This window comes from Streptomyces sp. NPDC001093 (assembly GCF_040298985.1).
Lineage (GTDB): Bacteria > Actinomycetota > Actinomycetes > Streptomycetales > Streptomycetaceae > Streptomyces.
In genome coordinates this window covers 1-16,211 of sequence record NZ_JBEPBF010000080.1, presented here as the reverse complement: position 1 = coordinate 16,211, position 16,211 = coordinate 1, and the positions used below count along the sequence as shown (strand labels likewise).

General features: G+C 68.5%; 17 protein-coding genes. 7 read left to right on the top strand and 10 right to left on the bottom strand.

The features are described 5' to 3' along the window. Window positions 1-152 precede the first annotated feature (152 nt). The 4 genes from ABT288_RS31560 (at window position 153) to ABT288_RS31545 (ending at window position 2,797) form a co-directional block, all read left to right on the top strand. Window positions 153-725: an NADPH-dependent FMN reductase gene (locus ABT288_RS31560; RefSeq protein WP_055703566.1), complete on the top strand. Its 573-nt coding sequence runs from the start codon at window positions 153-155 to the stop codon at window positions 723-725. Window positions 726-1,313: 588 nt separating this feature from the next. After that, window positions 1,314-1,664, top strand: coding sequence for a PRC-barrel domain-containing protein (locus ABT288_RS31555; RefSeq protein WP_351614938.1), 351 nt, complete (start codon window positions 1,314-1,316; stop codon window positions 1,662-1,664). Window positions 1,665-1,738: 74 nt separating this feature from the next. Next, a complete protein-coding gene (locus ABT288_RS31550; protein ID WP_351614935.1) occupies window positions 1,739-1,909 on the top strand; it encodes a hypothetical protein in 171 nt (56 codons plus the stop codon). Window positions 1,910-2,308: 399 nt separating this feature from the next. Next, window positions 2,309-2,797, top strand: coding sequence for a YcxB family protein (locus ABT288_RS31545; RefSeq protein WP_351614932.1), 489 nt, complete (start codon window positions 2,309-2,311; stop codon window positions 2,795-2,797). Window positions 2,798-3,596: 799 nt separating this feature from the next. Here ABT288_RS31545 and ABT288_RS31540 read toward each other — a convergent pair. After that, on the bottom strand, window positions 3,597-4,553 hold the full coding sequence (locus tag ABT288_RS31540; protein WP_351614926.1) for a recombinase family protein: 957 nt from the start codon (window positions 4,551-4,553) through the stop codon (window positions 3,597-3,599). A 248-nt stretch (window positions 4,554-4,801) separates the two neighbouring features. Between ABT288_RS31540 and ABT288_RS31535 the strand changes: the two genes are divergently transcribed. Together ABT288_RS31535 and ABT288_RS31530 are read left to right on the top strand one after the other, a co-directional pair. Further along, a complete protein-coding gene (locus tag ABT288_RS31535) occupies window positions 4,802-5,440 on the top strand; it encodes an ATP-dependent Clp protease proteolytic subunit (protein ID WP_351614923.1) in 639 nt (212 codons plus the stop codon). Window position 5,441: 1 nt separating this feature from the next. Further along, entirely contained in the window at window positions 5,442-6,044 is a 603-nt protein-coding gene (locus tag ABT288_RS31530) for a ClpP family protease (RefSeq protein WP_351614920.1), read from the top strand. Window positions 6,045-6,126: 82 nt separating this feature from the next. Here ABT288_RS31530 and ABT288_RS31525 read toward each other — a convergent pair whose 3' ends face one another. The 3 genes from ABT288_RS31525 to ABT288_RS31515 all read right to left on the bottom strand — a co-directional run bounded on the left by ABT288_RS31525 (window position 6,127) and on the right by ABT288_RS31515 (window position 8,317). Beyond that, a complete protein-coding gene (locus ABT288_RS31525) occupies window positions 6,127-6,558 on the bottom strand; it encodes a helix-turn-helix domain-containing protein (protein ID WP_351614917.1) in 432 nt (143 codons plus the stop codon). Between the two features lie 150 nt (window positions 6,559-6,708). Beyond that, window positions 6,709-7,203, bottom strand: coding sequence for an NUDIX domain-containing protein (locus ABT288_RS31520; RefSeq protein WP_351614914.1), 495 nt, complete (start codon window positions 7,201-7,203; stop codon window positions 6,709-6,711). A gap of 28 nt (window positions 7,204-7,231) precedes the next feature. Then, on the bottom strand, window positions 7,232-8,317 hold the full coding sequence (locus ABT288_RS31515; RefSeq protein WP_351614911.1) for an ADP-ribosylglycohydrolase family protein: 1,086 nt from the start codon (window positions 8,315-8,317) through the stop codon (window positions 7,232-7,234). 183 nt (window positions 8,318-8,500) lie between these two features. Between ABT288_RS31515 and ABT288_RS31510 the strand changes: the two genes are divergently transcribed. Further along, complete coding sequence (locus ABT288_RS31510; RefSeq protein ID WP_351615007.1) at window positions 8,501-9,619, top strand: glycerate kinase; 1,119 nt, start codon at window positions 8,501-8,503, stop codon at window positions 9,617-9,619. A gap of 89 nt (window positions 9,620-9,708) precedes the next feature. Here ABT288_RS31510 and pssA read toward each other — a convergent pair whose 3' ends face one another. The 6 genes from pssA to ABT288_RS31480 all read right to left on the bottom strand — a co-directional run bounded on the left by pssA (window position 9,709) and on the right by ABT288_RS31480 (window position 16,098). Next, window positions 9,709-10,530 (bottom strand): CDP-diacylglycerol--serine O-phosphatidyltransferase, encoded by an 822-nt coding sequence (pssA, locus tag ABT288_RS31505; RefSeq protein WP_351615004.1) that lies wholly within the window; start codon window positions 10,528-10,530, stop codon window positions 9,709-9,711. A 22-nt stretch (window positions 10,531-10,552) separates the two neighbouring features. Next, window positions 10,553-11,209 carry a phosphatidylserine decarboxylase gene (locus tag ABT288_RS31500; RefSeq protein ID WP_228620641.1) on the bottom strand — a complete coding sequence of 219 codons (657 nt, stop codon included), beginning with the start codon at window positions 11,207-11,209 and terminating at the stop codon, window positions 10,553-10,555. 169 nt (window positions 11,210-11,378) lie between these two features. After that, entirely contained in the window at window positions 11,379-12,584 is a 1,206-nt protein-coding gene (locus ABT288_RS31495; RefSeq protein ID WP_031168227.1) for an acyl-CoA dehydrogenase family protein, read from the bottom strand. Next, on the bottom strand, window positions 12,584-13,096 hold the full coding sequence (locus ABT288_RS31490; RefSeq protein WP_019757884.1) for a MaoC family dehydratase: 513 nt from the start codon (window positions 13,094-13,096) through the stop codon (window positions 12,584-12,586). Before ABT288_RS31490 ends, ABT288_RS31495 begins: the two co-directional genes overlap by 1 nt. Before the next feature lie 15 nt (window positions 13,097-13,111). Then, a complete protein-coding gene (locus tag ABT288_RS31485) occupies window positions 13,112-14,074 on the bottom strand; it encodes an HpcH/HpaI aldolase/citrate lyase family protein (RefSeq protein WP_351614908.1) in 963 nt (320 codons plus the stop codon). After that, entirely contained in the window at window positions 14,071-16,098 is a 2,028-nt protein-coding gene (locus tag ABT288_RS31480; protein ID WP_351614905.1) for an ethylmalonyl-CoA mutase, read from the bottom strand. Before ABT288_RS31480 ends, ABT288_RS31485 begins: the two co-directional genes overlap by 4 nt. Window positions 16,099-16,211: the final 113 nt, after the last annotated feature.

The following is a 16,211-nucleotide window of genomic DNA, read 5'->3' as shown; positions in this document are numbered from 1 at the left end:
CGGGCGGGCCACGGTGGACGCACGCAGTCACCTGGACGGACCTGTCAGCACGCGCTCCACTCCCGACCGTGGTTTCGTTCCTTGCACAACTCCCTGCCCGTCCGAGCGGGCGATACGAAAGAGCGTAATACGCGCATTGAATCGAGGAACAGATGACGACGTACCGGGTCGGCTACTTCGTGGGAAGTCTGGCGACTCACTCCATCAATCGGACGCTCTCGAAGGCTCTGATCCGGCTGGCCCCGGCTGATTTGGAATTCTTTGAGATTCCGATCAAGGATCTTCCCCTCTATAGTTACGACTACGACAGCGACTACCCTGCCGAGGGTAAGGCGCTCAAGGATGCCATCGCCTCCGCAGACGCCCTCCTATTTGTGACCCCTGAGTACAACCGATCGATTCCGGGTGCCCTCAAAAACGCCATCGACTGGGCCAGTCGCCCCTGGGGGAGCAACTCATTCGCGCACAAGCCCTCCGCTGTGATCGGAGCGTCGCCGGGTGCCCTCGGCACTGCCCTCGCCCAGCAGAGTCTGCGCGGTGTCCTAAGCTTCTGCGACTCGCCGCAAATGAATGCACCGGAGGCCTATGTCAGATTCAAGCCCGATGTTTTCACCAGTAACGGTGAAGTCGTCGACGAGCATACGGAACGCTTCCTCCGAGATTTCATGGAGGAATTCCGGGATCACGTTGTCCGGGTTCTTACTGTGCTCCCGCGAAAACCCTGAGGCTTGCAGATTTGTATTCGTTACGATCGGCAAGAGGCAGTGCGAAAGGTTTATGCGGGTCGGCCAGGGATAAACGAAGAGCGCTTCTACCTGTATCCCATGAAACGTGTAGTAGTCGTTCTGGATAACGAAGAAAAACTATCGGTTGAAGCCGTAAGGGACTACGACGTCTTTCGCGCCCTGCGCCCTGGTATTCCCGGCGCTGGCAAAGGAGGCGGACATGGGGCATGCGGCCGCCGACCTGGATGATCTGACCGCCTTCCTGGCCCGCCTCAGCTCGAAGCGTCAATGTTCGGTGGGTCAGGCCTGCCGAGCAGCGCCGCGGTGAATCCTCACAGTCGTTCGTACAGTGGCGCGCTCCACCTGGACGCCATGAGCCACGCCTGCTCCACGGTGTGTGGGTCGACGGCGAACGGGATGGGAGCTGGGGTGAGTGGTGGGTTGGCCGGGAGGCGACGGCCTGCGATCAGGCGTTCTCGACAGCATGCACCAGCGGTCAGAGTACGATGAAAAGGTGTAAACCTCGCGCAGTCACCTCTCCGATCGGATGCAGTGCCTGCGGGAGGCGCGGGCCGCAAGGAGCAGGGCATGATCCATTCAGCCGATATCCGCGAGTGGCGCAACCGGGACGTGATCGATCCCAAGGGACACAAGATCGGAGCCCTGGAAGCGGTCTACGTGGACACCACCACCGACGCGCCGACCATGGCCACCGTCCGTACCGGCCTGCCGACTCGACACCGACTGGTCTTCGTGCCCCTCGACGAAGCAACGCTGGGCCCCGGCTACGTGAAGGTGGCGCACGGGAGAGGGCTGGTGAGGAAGGCGCCGTCCATAGGCATGGATGACGTCCTGCCGGTCGAGCGGGAAGAAGAGGTCTTCAAACACTACGAGAGGCCTTACGAGCGCGGTAAGGGGCGCCGCCTCGCACGCCGCTGACCGGCCTCCATCGCAAGAGCGCCGAAGCCTGACCAAATCGCTGGTCACAGCGGAGGCTTGAGGATGTGCTCACCATGGCGCTTTTCCTGTTCCTGATCCTCGTGGCCATCGTCCTGGGAATCATCGGCACGGTGGCGGCGGGGCTGTCCTACCTCCTGATCATCGGCATCGTGGTCTTCGTGGCAGACCTGGTCCTATTCGGTGTGCGCTGGTCCCGGCGCTCTCACCGACACTTCGTCCGGTGATGCGACCCAGTACGGGCGACAAACGCAAAGCGAGCGAGCCCGTCGTGGCACTCCTCCTGCGCACCGGGTACGTGCCCCTCGCGTGCCCGAGAGAGCGGGAAACCACGGGGAACACCGGGCAGTAACGGTAGCCGGACAAGAGAGTGGCCCCTGACCAAACACTCAGGTCAGGGGCCGTTCTCACTGCTCATCGCGCGGAGGCGGTGGGATTTGAATCCACGGTGACATCGCTGCCACGACGGTTTTCGAGGCTGCAGTTGGATCGCGAGTAGAGGCTCTTCCAGTAGTCCAGTACTGAGGTTCGATAGGATCCCGCGATCTTCGTACCGGGGAGGGATCATGGCCAAGGGCGGCAGGACCGAAGGTAGCGACAGCAGCGCGGAAACCTCTGACGATGTCGTGGACCAACAGTCCGCGGTCCAGCTGGTGTACCGGCCGCAGCCTGCCGACACACGGGTCGGCCTGCGGGTCCGCGACCGGGTCAAGCGGACCAAGCTGGTGCTGCGGGGCGTGCTCCTCGCGTTGGGGATAGGGTTCTGGCTGATCACTATCGACGTGATCTCGACCGGTCTGCTCTTGTTCGTCGTCCTGTGGATGTGGGGCTACCCACGGCTGCACGTCGCCTACATACAGCGGATCATCGGATGGCAAGGTGAGTACCGCGCCACCGTGTCTGCGGCCGGGATCACCTGCCGCAGCGACCACAGCACGCTGGTCCAGAAGTGGTCCGTCTACCAGGGCTACCGGGAGACGACGGACCACTTCGTCCTGCTCAGCCGTGACCCCAACATCATGTGGCTCGAAGTCCTGCCCAAGCGGGGCGTGCATGAGGCCGAGGACCTCGACCGGCTTCGGGCCATCCTGGACCAACACACCACCCGCGTGTGACGGACGTGGAGGGCGCCCCGCGCCGGCGGTCGACGGCCGGGCCTGCCGCTGGGGTGTGGCGTACATCAGCGAAGTACAGCAATCGCCGCAACCGCAGCCGACCAACCCCACCCACGAGCGAACGTCTGATCAGCCGGGCAGACTTCAGCGACCGCCCCCGCCCATAGTTCGCATCGAGGGGCAGCGTCGCGCTACGCCTGCACGTGGCGCCGTTCTCAACCGATGAACGGCGCCCCACAGGCTTGACCTGGTCATTGAGACTCCGCCGCCCGCGTGGATAGCCGCTCGTGACGGGGGCGGGGTCGGCGCGGTCACCAGTCACTGCGCTGGGGCCTTCGCGGGGGCTAACCGTCGGTATGTGTCCCTGAGCAAGGTCGAGCTCTGCGTGGACACGAGGGGCCACGCGTCCTCGACTGTGTGTGAGGCGAGCCGAGGAACGCCGGCCGAGGGAGCGATGCAGGCGGCGACAGGAGGTGGGCGACCACCGTCGGCTCGGCAAAGGTGCGGATGTGGGAAGCTACCTGCCGGCAGATGGATACTTGGGTACAAGTAGGCCCGACCGGCAAGGAGTTGCTGCCGCTGACGGTCAAGAACGCAGGTCAATCGCCCGCTTCGAGTGGTCACGAGCACTGACGTGAGCGAGGCACTCGATCGGGTGATGGAGGAGAAGGAGTACGTCGTGGCTGGGGCGGTCGGCTCCGCGACTTTAGCCAGCCACTTTGGCGCGAGCCTCGAAGATCATGGCCCAAACGTCGTGCTTCACCGGGCAGGTCCACAGACTGCCCGACGCGCCGGAAGCTTACGGGGCCATGATCACTCGCGCCAAAGCAGCGTCACCCCAAAGCCGTTCCACCGACCGCGCGCTCTCGTGCCCACTCCGGATTTCCCGGCACACCCGACGCACGGGGGGTGTGTGGGCCTGGCGGAGAACCTGCTTCCTCCTTGCTCCACCGGTTGCCCAGCACCGTCGTGCTTGTTCCAGTCGGCCGCGATCGTTCGCGGGGAGGCCCCCGTGAGAACACGCTCGACGGCTTTGCGGAGCGCGGCTGCTTCCTTGGGTTCGAGCGTGCGCCTGTCGTCCTTGTAGCCGAAGGGGCCGGGTGCTCCCTGTGGGGATCCCTGCTTGCTGCAGGGCGCGGTGCTTGCGCCGGACGCGCCGGGCCGTGTCGGCGCTCGATTTGTTGGCCACGGTAACGAGCAGGCGTGCGACTGTCCGGCCGTTGTCCGTGAGGAGATCAAGGGTGCCGGTGATGTCGATGATCGGGCGGCGGAAGTTCTCCACCACTTCGATGGCGTCTTCGAGGTGGCGGTTGTCGCGCGTCAGACGGTCGATGTCGTAGACGATGAGACCGTCCAGGCGTTGACCGTCCGGTGTTGTGCCGCGCTTGAGGTCCTCCAACGCCCCTTCGAACACCGGCCGGATCACTCGATAGGCGACCGTGCCATCAGGTTGCCGTACGCGCTTGCGCTTCCACGCCGATGTGTCGGGTTCCTCGTACGTGTAGACATGCCGGCCCCCGCGACTCTCGACGAACCGGCGGCCGTCCTTCTCCCGTTCCTCGCGGCTCTTGATGTCCCTGCCCGTCGCCGGACGCCACTTCGGGCCGTCTTCGGACGAGCCGACCGACGGCGTTGCGCTCGGAGCCGAGGAGGGCAGTTCGTCGGCGTCCGGTTCCAGGGACAGCCGAACCAGCACCGCCCAGTTCTGCCCGTCCAGGTCGCCCCAGTGCGCCCGCTGAACTAAGTCTTGGGTCATGGCGCGAGGTTACTTCTGCCCATGCTCTGCTCGGTGGAGATCCCTGCGCCGCTGAGGATGGCGACGAGTGGCCTGTTCATGGGGCGAGCGTAGGACGCTTGCCTGCTCGGAGCGAGCGGATATCGGGGCACGGCTGCGCCCTCGTCTCTGCCCGTGGCGAATCTGCGGCGGGCAGAGAAACCGCATCCCGGGGTCTCCCGAGGCCAACAGTGGAGTCGACGGCATCCCCGCCTCGACAAGGAGACCAGATGACTCCACTCACCACACTCCCGCCCCGCGCGGAGGAGGGCGACACACCGCCCAGCCGCTTCGACGACCATCTCGCGGCACAACTGCTCGCCCAGCGGATCGTCCTGCTCGGCACACAGGTCGACGACGTGTCGGCCAACCGGGTGTGCGCGCAGCTCCTGCTGCTGTCGGCGGAGGACCCGCGCACCGACATCAGCCTGTACATCAACAGCCCCGGCGGGTCGGTCACCGCGGGTCTCGCCATCTACGACACCATGCGGCTCATCCCGAACGACGTCTCGACGCTGGCGATGGGGTTCGCCGCCAGCATGGGCCAGTTCCTGCTCACCGTGGGGGCGCCCGGCAAGCGGTTCGCGCTGCCGAACGCGCGGATCATGATGCACCAGCCGTCCGCGGGCATCGGTGGCACCGCCGCGGACATCGAGATCCAGGCGGAGAACCTCCAGTTCACCAAGCAGGCCATCGAGCGGATCACCGCCGAGCACACCGGGCAGAGCGAGGAGACGATCGCGCGGGACGGCGACCGGGACCGCTGGTTCACGGCCGAGCAGGCCAGGGAGTACGGGATCGTGGACCGGGTGGTGGAGTCGCTCACCGACATCCGCCCGGCCACGTCGCGCCGACGGATGGGGTTGTGACATGGGGTCGTACACGGTTCCTTACGTCATCGAGCGGACCGCGCAGGGTGAGCGGTCCTACGACGTCTTCAGCCGGTTGCTGAACGAGCGGATCATCTTCCTCGGGACCGAGATCGACGACGGGGTCGCCAATGTGGTCATCGCGCAACTCCTGCATCTGGAGTCGGCGAACCCGGAGCACGAGATCTCGATCTATCTCAACTCGCCCGGTGGATCGTTCACTTCGCTGATGGCGATCTACGACACGATGACGTTCGTGCAGGCGCCCATCTCCACGTTCTGCGTCGGTCAGGCGGCGTCGACGGCGGCGGTGCTGCTGGCCGGCGGAGATCCCGGGCGACGGTTCGTGCTCCAGCACGCGCGGGTGCTGCTCGGCCAGCCGGCCAGCGGCGGCCGGCAGGGGACGGTCTCCGACCTCAGCCTCGCGGCCAAGGAGATGGTCCGTATCCGCTCGCAGGTGGAGGAGGTCCTGTCCCGGCACACACATCACGACGTGGCGACGCTGCGCGCGGACATGGACCGGGACAAGGTGCTCACCGCCGAGGAGGCCGTCGCCTACGGGCTCGCCGACGAGGTGCTGAGCCGACGGCTCGCGTTCGTCTGACCCGGGCCTTCGACCGTGGCCGAAGCGGGCGAGCCGGCCGGTACGGCGGTGGTGTGCCCCGTCGTACCGGCCGCCGGTCCGGTCAGGCCGCGAGGCAGAGGCCGTCGTACCGCGCCGTGGGCGACGTGCGGCCCGGGCCCACCCGGCTCCGGGTGTACCGGGCCAGCTCGTCCTGGGTGAGCGAGAGCAGGTCGGCGAGGCCGAGCCCGAGGGCGCGGGCGGCGGCCGCCAGTACCTCGGAGGAGGCCTCCTTGCGTCCGCGCTCCAGCTCCGACAGGTACGGCATCGAGATCCGGGCCGCCTCCGCGACGTCCTTCAGCGTGCGCTCCTGGGCGAGTCGCTCGCGCCGCAGCACATCGCCGACGAGGTCGCGCCACAGGGGTTCCCTCGGCGCGGGTGTCGGTGGGGCTCCCTCCGGTCGTTGCGGGGCGCGGGTCGCCCCACCGGAACCGGGCGGCGAGGTGTGCGGGCGCAGCGGGATGACGCGGGCTTCGTTCGGCGCATGAGTGCTCACCCCTTCAGCCTAGGGATCCGGGGCGCGGGGGGAAGGCAACGGCGTTCTGCCCTGGGTGAAGCCGTGCGGCAGGACCGGGGTGCTGTACCAAGTCATCGGTCATGGCGCGAGGTTGCTTCTGTCCATGCTCTGCTCAGGGGTCCGGGCCGGTCAGGCCACGCGGTGGCCGTTCTCCAGTTCCGCGGTGCCGGAGCCGTCCGCGAGGATGTCCAGGGCGGTCAGGACCCGGCGGCCGAGGGCACCGGGGAGGTGGTCGGTGATCTCCTCGCGCGGTACCAGGCGCCAGGACAGCAGCTCCTCCTCCTGGAGGCGGATCGCCTTCAGGTCGGCCTCCGTCAGGACACCGCCGTCGTACAGGTACGCCACCAGCGGGGGCCGGCCCGCGCCGTGCACCCAGTCCACCGCCAGCAGCCGGCCCGGCTCCCGGTCGAGGCCGATCTCCTCCAGCGTCTCGCGGCGCGCGCCCTGGCGCGGGGTCTCCCCGTCGTCCGACTCGATCGTGCCGCCCGGAAGCGCCCAGCCCTCGCGGTAGTTGGGCTCTACCAGCAGCACGCGCCCCTCGGCGTCCCGGAAGAGCGCGGCCGCGCCGGCGAGGACTCGGGGCAGGCTCGCGATGTACGCGGCGAAGTCAGGAGTCGTGGTCATTGGGGAAGGGTAACCAGGCGCCGGGCGGCTACGGGCCGGCCGTCGCCAGGCGCAGGGTGCGTTCGGCCAGCGCACTGATCCGTACGCCGTCGAAGCCGAACACCGCGCTCCGTACCGTGTCCTGCAGCGGGTCCTTCCACTGGGCCGGGATCGCGGCCGCGCCGGTGAGCACCCCGGCCACCGAGCCGGCCGTGGCCCCGTTGGAGTCGGTGTCCAGGCCGCCGCGCACGGTCAGGGCGATGGTCCGGGTGAAGTCGCCCTCGCCGTACAGCAGTCCGGCGGTGAGGACGGCGGCGTTCGGGACGGTGTGGATCCAGCCGAGTCCGGCGGTCTCCGCGGCCAGCGTGGCCAGGGTCTCCTCCCAGGGCAGCCGCGTCTCGTGCAGGGTCATGACCCGCCGTACGGTACGGGCGAGCCGGCTGCTCGCCGGGATCACGCCGAGTGCCGTGTCGAGTGCGTCCCGCACGGCGGGGGCGGTGAAGGCCGCCGCGATCAGCGCCGCCGCCCACATGGCGCCGTACACGCCGTTGCCGGTGTGCGACAGCACCGCGTCCCGCCGGGCCAGGCCGGCGGCGCCGGCCGGGTCGCCGGGGCGGGTCCAGCCGTGGACGTCGGCGCGGATCAGCGCGCCGATCCACTCCTGGTACGGGTTGTCGTACGTCGCCGTCAGCGGTGGTTTCAGCCCGTTCGCGAGATTGCGGTAGGCCGCCCGTTCCGCGGTGAAGGTCTGCAGATACGGCAGCCGCAGCAGCCACAGCTCGCCGACCTGCTCGGTGCTGAAGCCGAAGCCGTACGTCTCCAGCAGGTGCAGGCCGAGGATCGCGTAGTCGACGTCGTCGTCGCGCACACTGCCGTGGATCCGGCCGCGCACGCAGTCCCGCCACTCCGGGCGCAGTACGGCGGTCTCGTCCGGGTCGGCGGGCTCGGGCAGGTAGTCGGTGAGCGGCAGCGCCTCGGCCTTGCGGAGGTAGCGGTCGATGCGCTCGCGGGTCCACACCTCGCCCTGCTCCACCGGCTTGCCGAGCATGTTGCCCGCGATCCGGCCGAGCCAGCCGCCGTGGATGCGGTCGGCGAGGGCGGGGAGGCCGGCGGGCTGCGGGCGCGGGCTGGTCATGGCTGGGGTCTACCCGTTTTCCCCAGGGTCTTCCCAGCCGCTGCCCAGCCTTCGGTCGGGGCATGACGAGGGGGGTCTCCTGCGGTTAAGGTCGCAGCGGCGCGACTGGCCCCGACGTGCGCGGGGCCCGGAGAGCAAGGGGAAAGCAAGGTGGCGGACGCTGCAGTGAACGAGACCCGTCGGGTGCTCATCGCCGCGGACAAGTTCAAGGGCTCGCTGACGGCCGTGCAGGTCGCCGAGCGGGTGACGGCCGGGCTGCGCCGGGTCGTGCCGGGTGTTCACGTCGAGGCGCTGCCCGTTGCCGACGGCGGCGACGGGACCGTGGACGCGGCGGTCGCGGCCGGTTTCGAGCGCCGGGAGGTACGGGTCGCCGGGCCGCTGGGCCAGGAGGTGACCGCCGCGTTCGCGCTGCGCGGGGAGACCGCGGTGGTGGAGATGGCGGAGGCGAGCGGCCTCCAGCGCCTGCCGGCCGGGGTCTTCGCGCCCCTGACGGCCTCCACGTACGGCTCCGGCGAGCTGCTGCGGGCCGCGCTGGACGCGGGCGCCCGGACGATCGTGTTCGGCGTCGGCGGCAGCGCCACGACGGACGGCGGCGCGGGCATGCTGTCCGCGCTGGGCGCGCGCTTCCTGGACGAGAGCGGCGAGCCGGTGGCGCCGGGCGGCGGCGGGCTGGCGGAGCTCGCCCGCACCGACCTGTCCGGCCTGGACCCGCGCCTGTCCTCGGTGGAGCTGGTGCTGGCCAGCGACGTCGACAATCCGCTGACCGGGCCGAAGGGCGCGCCGGCGGTGTACGGCCCGCAGAAGGGCGCCTCGCCGGAGGACGTGGAGACCCTGGACGCGGCCCTCGCCCACTTCGCCAAGGTGCTGGAGGCCGAGGTGGGGCCGCGCGCTGCGGAGTACGCGGCGTCGCCGGGCGCGGGAGCGGCGGGCGGCATCGGCTATGGCGCGCTGCTGCTGGGCGCCCGTTTCCGGGCCGGTATCGAGGTCATGCTGGACGTGCTGGGCTTCGCGCCCGCGCTGGAGCGGGCCTCGCTGGTGATCACCGGTGAGGGGTCGCTGGACGAGCAGACGCTGCACGGGAAGGCGCCGGCGGGGGTGGCCGCGGCGGCTCGCTCCGCGGGGAGGACCGTGGTGGCGGTGTGCGGTCGGCTCGCTCTGTCGCCGGAGGCGTTGCTGCGGGCGGGGATCGAGAGGGCGTACCCGTTGACCTCCGTCGAGCCGGACGTGGCCAGGTGCATCGCGGATGCCGGGCCGATTCTGGAGGGGGTCGCCGTGCGCATCGCCGAGGACTACCTGGGCTGAGGTCCCTGGGGGCGGAGCCCCCAGGTCGCCCACACAAGCGAAAGGGCCCCGGACCAGCCAACGGTCCGGGGCCCCTCGTACAAGCGCCGCTACGGCAACTGCGCCGCCCGCGCCTCCCGGCGGTTGTCGCGGAAGTTGTTCACCCGCCGAGCCGTGGCGAACAGCGGAATCACCGCGCCCATGACCAGCTGCAGCGCACATCCCGTCTGCAGCAGCAGCTGCCCGCTGGGCGCGTCGAAGGCCCAGGCCGCCAGCAGGCCCATCGACAGCACGATCCAGGCCAGCATGGCCCCGGCCAGGCGCCCCCTGGGCTTCGGGTACTCCACCCGGCTCACCATCAGCCACGCCGTACCCAGGATCGCCAGCAGCGTCGCCACGAAGGGCAGCTCCAGCAGCACGATGGAGACGACCGTCAGCGCGCCGAACGGGCTGGGCATGCCCTGGAACATGCCGTCCTTCATGGTCACGCAGGAGAAGCGCGCCAGACGCAGTACGACGGCCAGGAGCACCACGATTGCCCCGAGCGCCGCCATTCTCTGGTGCGCGTCGTCCGCGACCATGCCGTAGACGAGGACGAAGTACGCGGGCGCGAGCCCGAAGCTGATCAGGTCGGAGAGGTTGTCCAGCTCGGCGCCCATGGGGGAGGAGCGCAGCTTGCGGGCCACCAGTCCGTCGAACAGGTCGAAGACGGCCGCGCAGAGCATCAGGATGACGGCCGTGGCGGCGCTGTGCCGGGCCATGCCCGCGGACGCGTCGTTCCCCGTCAGGTGCGGGATCAGGATGCCGGTGGTCGTGAAGTACACCGCCATGAACCCGCACGTGGCGTTGCCCAGGGTGAGGGTGTCCGCTATCGACAGACGGAGAGAGAGGGGCATCTCCTCCTCTTCGTCCACTTCGTCGGCCTCGGGCACCCAGCCCGCCTGGGTCTCCGGATCAATCACGGTCAATGCGAGTCACCCCAGCCACGGTCTTCTGTCCGACCTCGACCGCGACCTCCACGCCCTCGGGCAGGTAGAGGTCGACACGCGAGCCGAAGCGGATCAGACCGATACGGTCGCCCTGCTCGACCTTCGTGCCCGCGGGGATGTAGGGCACGATGCGGCGGGCGACCGCGCCGGCGATCTGGATCATCTCGATGTCGCCGAGTTCGGTGTCGAAATGCCAGACTACGCGCTCGTTGTTCTCGCTCTCCTTGTTGAAAGCCGGAACAAAGCCGCCGGGGATGTGCTCGACGGACGTCACCGTGCCCGCGAGGGGCGCGCGGTTGACGTGGACGTTCAGCGGGCTCATGAAGATCGCGACGCGGGTGCGTCCGTCCTTCCACGGCATGATGCTCTGCACCACGCCGTCGGCGGGCGAGATCACCCGGCCGGAGCCGATCTCGCGCTCGGGGTCGCGGAAGAACCACAGCATGCCCGCGGCGAGCGCGGTGGCGGGCACGGCCACGGCCTTGGCCGCGCCGGAGCGACGGGCGCGGGCCAGGCTGAGGGCTGCGGTGGCGACGGTCGGGAGAAGCCACGGCGATGCTCCGCGCGCGAGGCGTACGCCGGCTCGGCTGTCGCGAGGTGCAGAGGTTTGGCTGTGGGGCATGGATGACCTTCGTAGCGGATGATGCCGCGCAAGACGGGGGACGGCGGCTTTCCCGGGATCGTACCGGTCGCGGGCTACAACTGGGCAAGCCAGGCTGCCGAGTCGACGGCCGAAGAACATCTACGGGGTGTGATCTTCTTCTCGAAGAAAACACCCCGTATCAGGACAATCAGCCCTGGAACCGATACTCTTCGAGCAGCCTGCGGCCGATGATCATTTTCTGGATCTCGGCGGTACCTTCACCGATGAGCAGCATCGGGGCCTCCCGGTAGAGGCGCTCGATCTCGTACTCCTTGGAGAAGCCGTAGCCGCCGTGGATCCGGAAGGCGTCCTCCACGACCTCCTTGCAGTACTCGGAGGCCAGGTACTTCGCCATGCCCGCCTCGAGATCGTTTCGCTCTCCCGAGTCCTTTTTGCGCGCGGCGTTGACCATCATCGCATGCGCGGCCTCGACCTTGGTCGCCATCTCCGCCAGCTTGAACTGGATGGCCTGGTGCTGGGCGATCGGCTTGCCGAAGGTGTGCCGCTGCTGGGCGTACTGGACGCCGAGCTCGAAGGCGCGCTGGGCGACGCCGCAGCCACGCGCCGCCACGTTGACCCGGCCGACCTCGACGCCGTCCATCATTTGGTAAAAACCTCGGCCGGTGACGCCGCCGAGCACCCGATCGGCGGGCAGCCGCAGGCCGTCCATGATCAACTCGGTGGTGTCGACGCCCTTGTAGCCCATCTTCTCGATCTTGCCGGGGATGGTCAGACCCGGTCGGACCTCGCCGAAGCCCGGCTCCTTCTCGATCAGGAAGGTGGTCATCGACTTGTGCGGCGCCGTGCCCTCGGGGTGTCCTTCGTCACTGCGGACCAGGACGGCCACGAGCGAGGACGTGCCGCCGTTCGTCAGCCACATCTTCTGGCCGTTCAGGACGTACTCGTCGCCGTCCTTGACCGCCTTCGAGGTGATCGCCGACACATCGGAGCCCAGGCCCGGCTCCGACATCGAGAAGGCGCCCCGGATGTCGCCGGCCGCCATCCTCGGCAGGAAGTGGTCCTTCTGCTCCTGCGTGCCGTGCTGCTTGAGCATGTACGCGACGATGAAGTGGGTGTTGATGATGCCGGACACCGACATCCAGCCGCGGGCGATCTCCTCCACGCACAGCGCGTAGGTCAGGAGCGACTCGCCCAGACCCCCGTACTCCTCGGGGATCATCAGACCGAACAGGCCGAGTTCCTTCAGGCCGTCCACGATCTGCTGCGGGTACTCGTCGCGGTGCTCCAGCTCGGTCGCGACAGGAATGATCTCCTTGTCGACAAAGTCCCGGACGGTGGAGAGGATCTCCTGCTGGACGTCGGTCAGACCGGCGGTCTGGGCGAGACGGGCCATTACTTCTCCTGCTGCTTCAGCTCCGGGCGGCCCGGCTGCTCGCCGCCGCGCTCCTTGATGTACGTCTCGGTCGGCACCATCACCTTGCGGCGGAAGACGCAGACGAGCGTGCCGTCCTGCTTGTAGCCCTTGGTCTCGACGTAGACGATGCCGCGGTCGTTCTTCGACTTCGACGGCCACTTGTCGAGCACGGTCGTCTCGCCGTAGATCGTGTCGCCGTGGAAGGTCGGCGCCACGTGCTTGAGCGACTCGATCTCCAGGTTGGCGATCGCCTTGCCGGAGATGTCCGGCACGGACATGCCGAGCAGCAGCGAGTAGATGTAGTTCCCGACGACGACGTTCTTGCCGAAGTCCGTCGTCTTCTCCGCATAGTTGGTGTCCATGTGGAGCGGGTGGTGGTTCATGGTGAGGAGACAGAACAGGTGGTCGTCGTACTCCGTGACCGTCTTGCCCGGCCAGTGCTTGTACGTCGCCCCGACCTCGAACTCCTCGTAGGTGCGTCCGAACTGCATCGTGCTCAGGGCTCCTTAGCCGGCGGGGATCTCGAACTTGCTGGTGCGCTGCATGCCGGCGGCCCGGCCCTTGCCGGAGATGACCAGGGCCATCTTGCGGCTGGCCTCGTCGATCATCTCGTCGCCGAGCATCGCGGAGCCCTTCTTGCCGCCCGCCTCGGACGTGTAGTAGTCGTACGCGTCCAGGATGAGCTCGGCGTGGTCGTAGTCCTCCTGGGAGGGCGAGAAGATCTCGTTGGACGCCTCGACCTGGCCCGGGTGCAGCACCCACTTGCCGTCGAAGCCGAGCGCGGCGGCGCGCTGGGCGACCGCGCGGTAGCCGTCGATGTTGCGGATCTGCAGGTAGGGGCCGTCGATCGCCTGGAGGTTGTTGGCGCGGGCGGCCATCAGGATCTTCATCAGGATGTAGTGGTAGGCGTCCGCCGGGTAGCCGGGCGGCTGCTCGCCCACGACGAGGGACTTCATGTTGATGGAGGCCATGAAGTCGGCCGGGCCGAAGATGATCGTCTCGACGCGCGGGGAGGCCTGCGCGATCTCGTTGACGTTGTTCAGGCCCTGCGCGTTCTCGATCTGCGCCTCGATGCCGATCCGGCCGACCTCGAAGCCCATCGTCTTCTCGATCTGGGTCAGCAGCAGGTCCAGCGCGACGACCTGCTGGGCGTTCTGCACCTTCGGCAGCATGATGCAGTCCAGGTTCGGGCCCGCGCCCTCGACGACCGTGACGACATCGCGGTACGTCCACTCGGTCGTCCAGTCGTTGACGCGTACGACGCGCGTCTTGCCCGTCCAGTCGCCCTCGTTGAGGAACTTGACGATGGTGTGCCGCGCCTCGGGCTTGGCGAGCGGCGCGCAGGCGTCCTCCAGGTCCAGGAAGACCTGGTCCGCCGGGAGGCCCTGCGCCTTCTCCAGGAAGCGCGGGTTGCTGCCCGGTACGGCCAGGCAGGAGCGCCGCGGGCGAAGGCGGTTGACGGTCGTCATGCGGGGACCTCCAGAGGGTCGAGCTTGTTCGCTTTCCGGATCTCGTCGACGATTCGGCCGATGATTCCGGTGATGTCGAAGTCCTTCGGGGTGAAGACGGCAGCCACTCCGGCGGCCCTGAGCTGCTCGGCGTCACCATTCGGGATGATGCCACCGGCGATCACCGGTATATCTGTGGCACCGGCCACACGCAGCCGTTGGAGCACGTCCGGCACCAGCTGGGCGTGCGAGCCGGACAGGATCGACAGGCCGACCGCGTGGACGTCCTCGGCGAGGGCGGCGTCCACGATCTGCTCGGGCGTCAGCCGGATGCCCTGGTAGACCACCTCGAAGCCGGCGTCACGCGCGCGTACGGCGATCTGCTCGGCGCCGTTGGAGTGCCCGTCCAGGCCCGGCTTGCCGACCAGGAACCGCAGCTTGCCCACGCCCAGCTCACGGGCGGTGGCGTCCACCTTGGCGCGCACCTCGGCGAGCGCGGAGCCCGGCTCGGCGGTGACGGCCACCGGCGCGGAGGAGACCCCGGTGGGCGCCCGGTACTCGCCGAACACCTCACGCAGGGCGCCGGCCCACTCGCCGGTCGTGACCCCGGCGCGGGCGCACTCCAGCGTGGCCTCCATCAGGTTCTGGGTGCCCTTGGCGGCCTCCTTCAGCCGCTCCAGGGCCTTGCAGGGCCGCGGGTGGTTGAAGGGCGGCTGGTAACGAGTGTCGCGCCAGTTCTGCAGCGAGGCGATGACCCGGGCCTCGACCGCCGGGTCGACCGTCATGATCGCGGTGTCCAGGTCGGCCGTCAGCGGGTTCGGCTCGGTGCCCTCGAAGGCGTTGACGCCGATGATCTTCTCCTCGCCGGACTCGATCCGGGCCCGGCGTTCGGCGTGCGAGGAGACCAGCTGGGACTTCAGGTAGCCGGACTCCACGGCGGCCATCGCGCCGCCCATCTCCTGGATGCGGTCGATCTCCGCGAGGGCGTCCGCGACCAGCTGGTCCACCTTCGCCTCGATCACCTTCGAGCCCTCGAAGATGTCCTCGTACTCCAGCAGGTCGCTCTCGTAGGCGAGCACCTGCTGGATGCGCAGGCTCCACTGCTGGTCCCACGGCCGGGGCAGACCGAGGGCCTCGTTCCAGGCGGGCAGCTGCACGGCACGCGCGCGTGCGTCCTTGGACAGCGTCACGGCCAGCATCTCCAGCACGATCCGCTGGACGTTGTTCTCCGGCTGAGCCTCGGTCAGGCCGAGGGAGTTGACCTGGACGCCGTAGCGGAAGCGGCGCTGCTTGGGGTCCTCGATGCCGTACCGCTCGCGCGTGACCTCGTCCCAGATGCGGCCGAACGCGCGCATCTTGCACATCTCCTCGATGAAGCGGACGCCCGCGTTCACGAAGAAGGAGATGCGGGCGACCACGTCACCCATGCGCTCCTGCGGCACCTGGCCGGAGTCGCGGACGGCGTCGAGGACGGCGATCGCGGTGGACATCGCGTACGCGATCTCCTGCACCGGCGTGGCCCCGGCCTCCTGCAGGTGGTAGCTGCAGATGTTGATCGGGTTCCACTTCGGGATGTGGGAGACCGTGTACGCGATCATGTCCGTCGTCAGCCGGAGCGACGGCCCCGGCGGGAACACATGAGTGCCCCGGGACAGGTACTCCTTGACGATGTCGTTCTGGGTCGTGCCCTGGAGCTTGGTGATGTCCGCGCCCTGCTCCTCGGCGACGACCTGGTAGAGCGCCAGCAGCCACATGGCGGTGGCGTTGATCGTCATCGAGGTGTTCATCTGCTCCAGGGGGATGTCCTGGAACAGCCGGCGCATGTCGCCCAGATGGGCCACGGGCACGCCCACCCGGCCGACCTCGCCGCGGGCGAGGATGTGGTCGGGGTCGTAGCCGGTCTGCGTCGGCAGGTCGAACGCCACCGACAGACCGGTCTGGCCCTTGGCGAGGTTGCGCCGGTACAGCTCGTTGGACGCCTCCGCCGTCGAGTGGCCGGCGTACGTCCGCATGAGCCACGGACGGTCCTTCTGACGCTCTGTCATCTATGGCTCTCAGACGTTCCGGAAGCGGTTGATGGCGTCGAGGTGCTTGGCGCGCATCTCCTCGTCGCGCACGCCGAGGCCTTCCTCGGGGGCGAGGCAGAGCACGCCGACCT

Coding starts and splice junctions, on each gene's coding strand:
- ABT288_RS31535 (WP_351614923.1), top strand. CDS start 4,802: ATGACTCCACTCACCACACTCCCGCCCCGCGCGGAGGAGGGCGACACA.
- ABT288_RS31480 (WP_351614905.1), bottom strand. CDS start 16,098: ATGACAGAGCGTCAGAAGGACCGTCCGTGGCTCATGCGGACGTACGCC.
- ABT288_RS31490 (WP_019757884.1), bottom strand. CDS start 13,096: ATGCAGTTCGGACGCACCTACGAGGAGTTCGAGGTCGGGGCGACGTAC.
- ABT288_RS31560 (WP_055703566.1), top strand. CDS start 153: ATGACGACGTACCGGGTCGGCTACTTCGTGGGAAGTCTGGCGACTCAC.
- ABT288_RS31540 (WP_351614926.1), bottom strand. CDS start 4,553: ATGACCCAAGACTTAGTTCAGCGGGCGCACTGGGGCGACCTGGACGGG.
- ABT288_RS31515 (WP_351614911.1), bottom strand. CDS start 8,317: ATGACCAGCCCGCGCCCGCAGCCCGCCGGCCTCCCCGCCCTCGCCGAC.
- ABT288_RS31520 (WP_351614914.1), bottom strand. CDS start 7,203: ATGACCACGACTCCTGACTTCGCCGCGTACATCGCGAGCCTGCCCCGA.
- ABT288_RS31550 (WP_351614935.1), top strand. CDS start 1,739: ATGGCGCTTTTCCTGTTCCTGATCCTCGTGGCCATCGTCCTGGGAATC.
- ABT288_RS31555 (WP_351614938.1), top strand. CDS start 1,314: ATGATCCATTCAGCCGATATCCGCGAGTGGCGCAACCGGGACGTGATC.
- ABT288_RS31500 (WP_228620641.1), bottom strand. CDS start 11,209: ATGCCCCACAGCCAAACCTCTGCACCTCGCGACAGCCGAGCCGGCGTA.
- ABT288_RS31495 (WP_031168227.1), bottom strand. CDS start 12,584: ATGGCCCGTCTCGCCCAGACCGCCGGTCTGACCGACGTCCAGCAGGAG.
- ABT288_RS31530 (WP_351614920.1), top strand. CDS start 5,442: ATGGGGTCGTACACGGTTCCTTACGTCATCGAGCGGACCGCGCAGGGT.
- ABT288_RS31485 (WP_351614908.1), bottom strand. CDS start 14,074: ATGACGACCGTCAACCGCCTTCGCCCGCGGCGCTCCTGCCTGGCCGTA.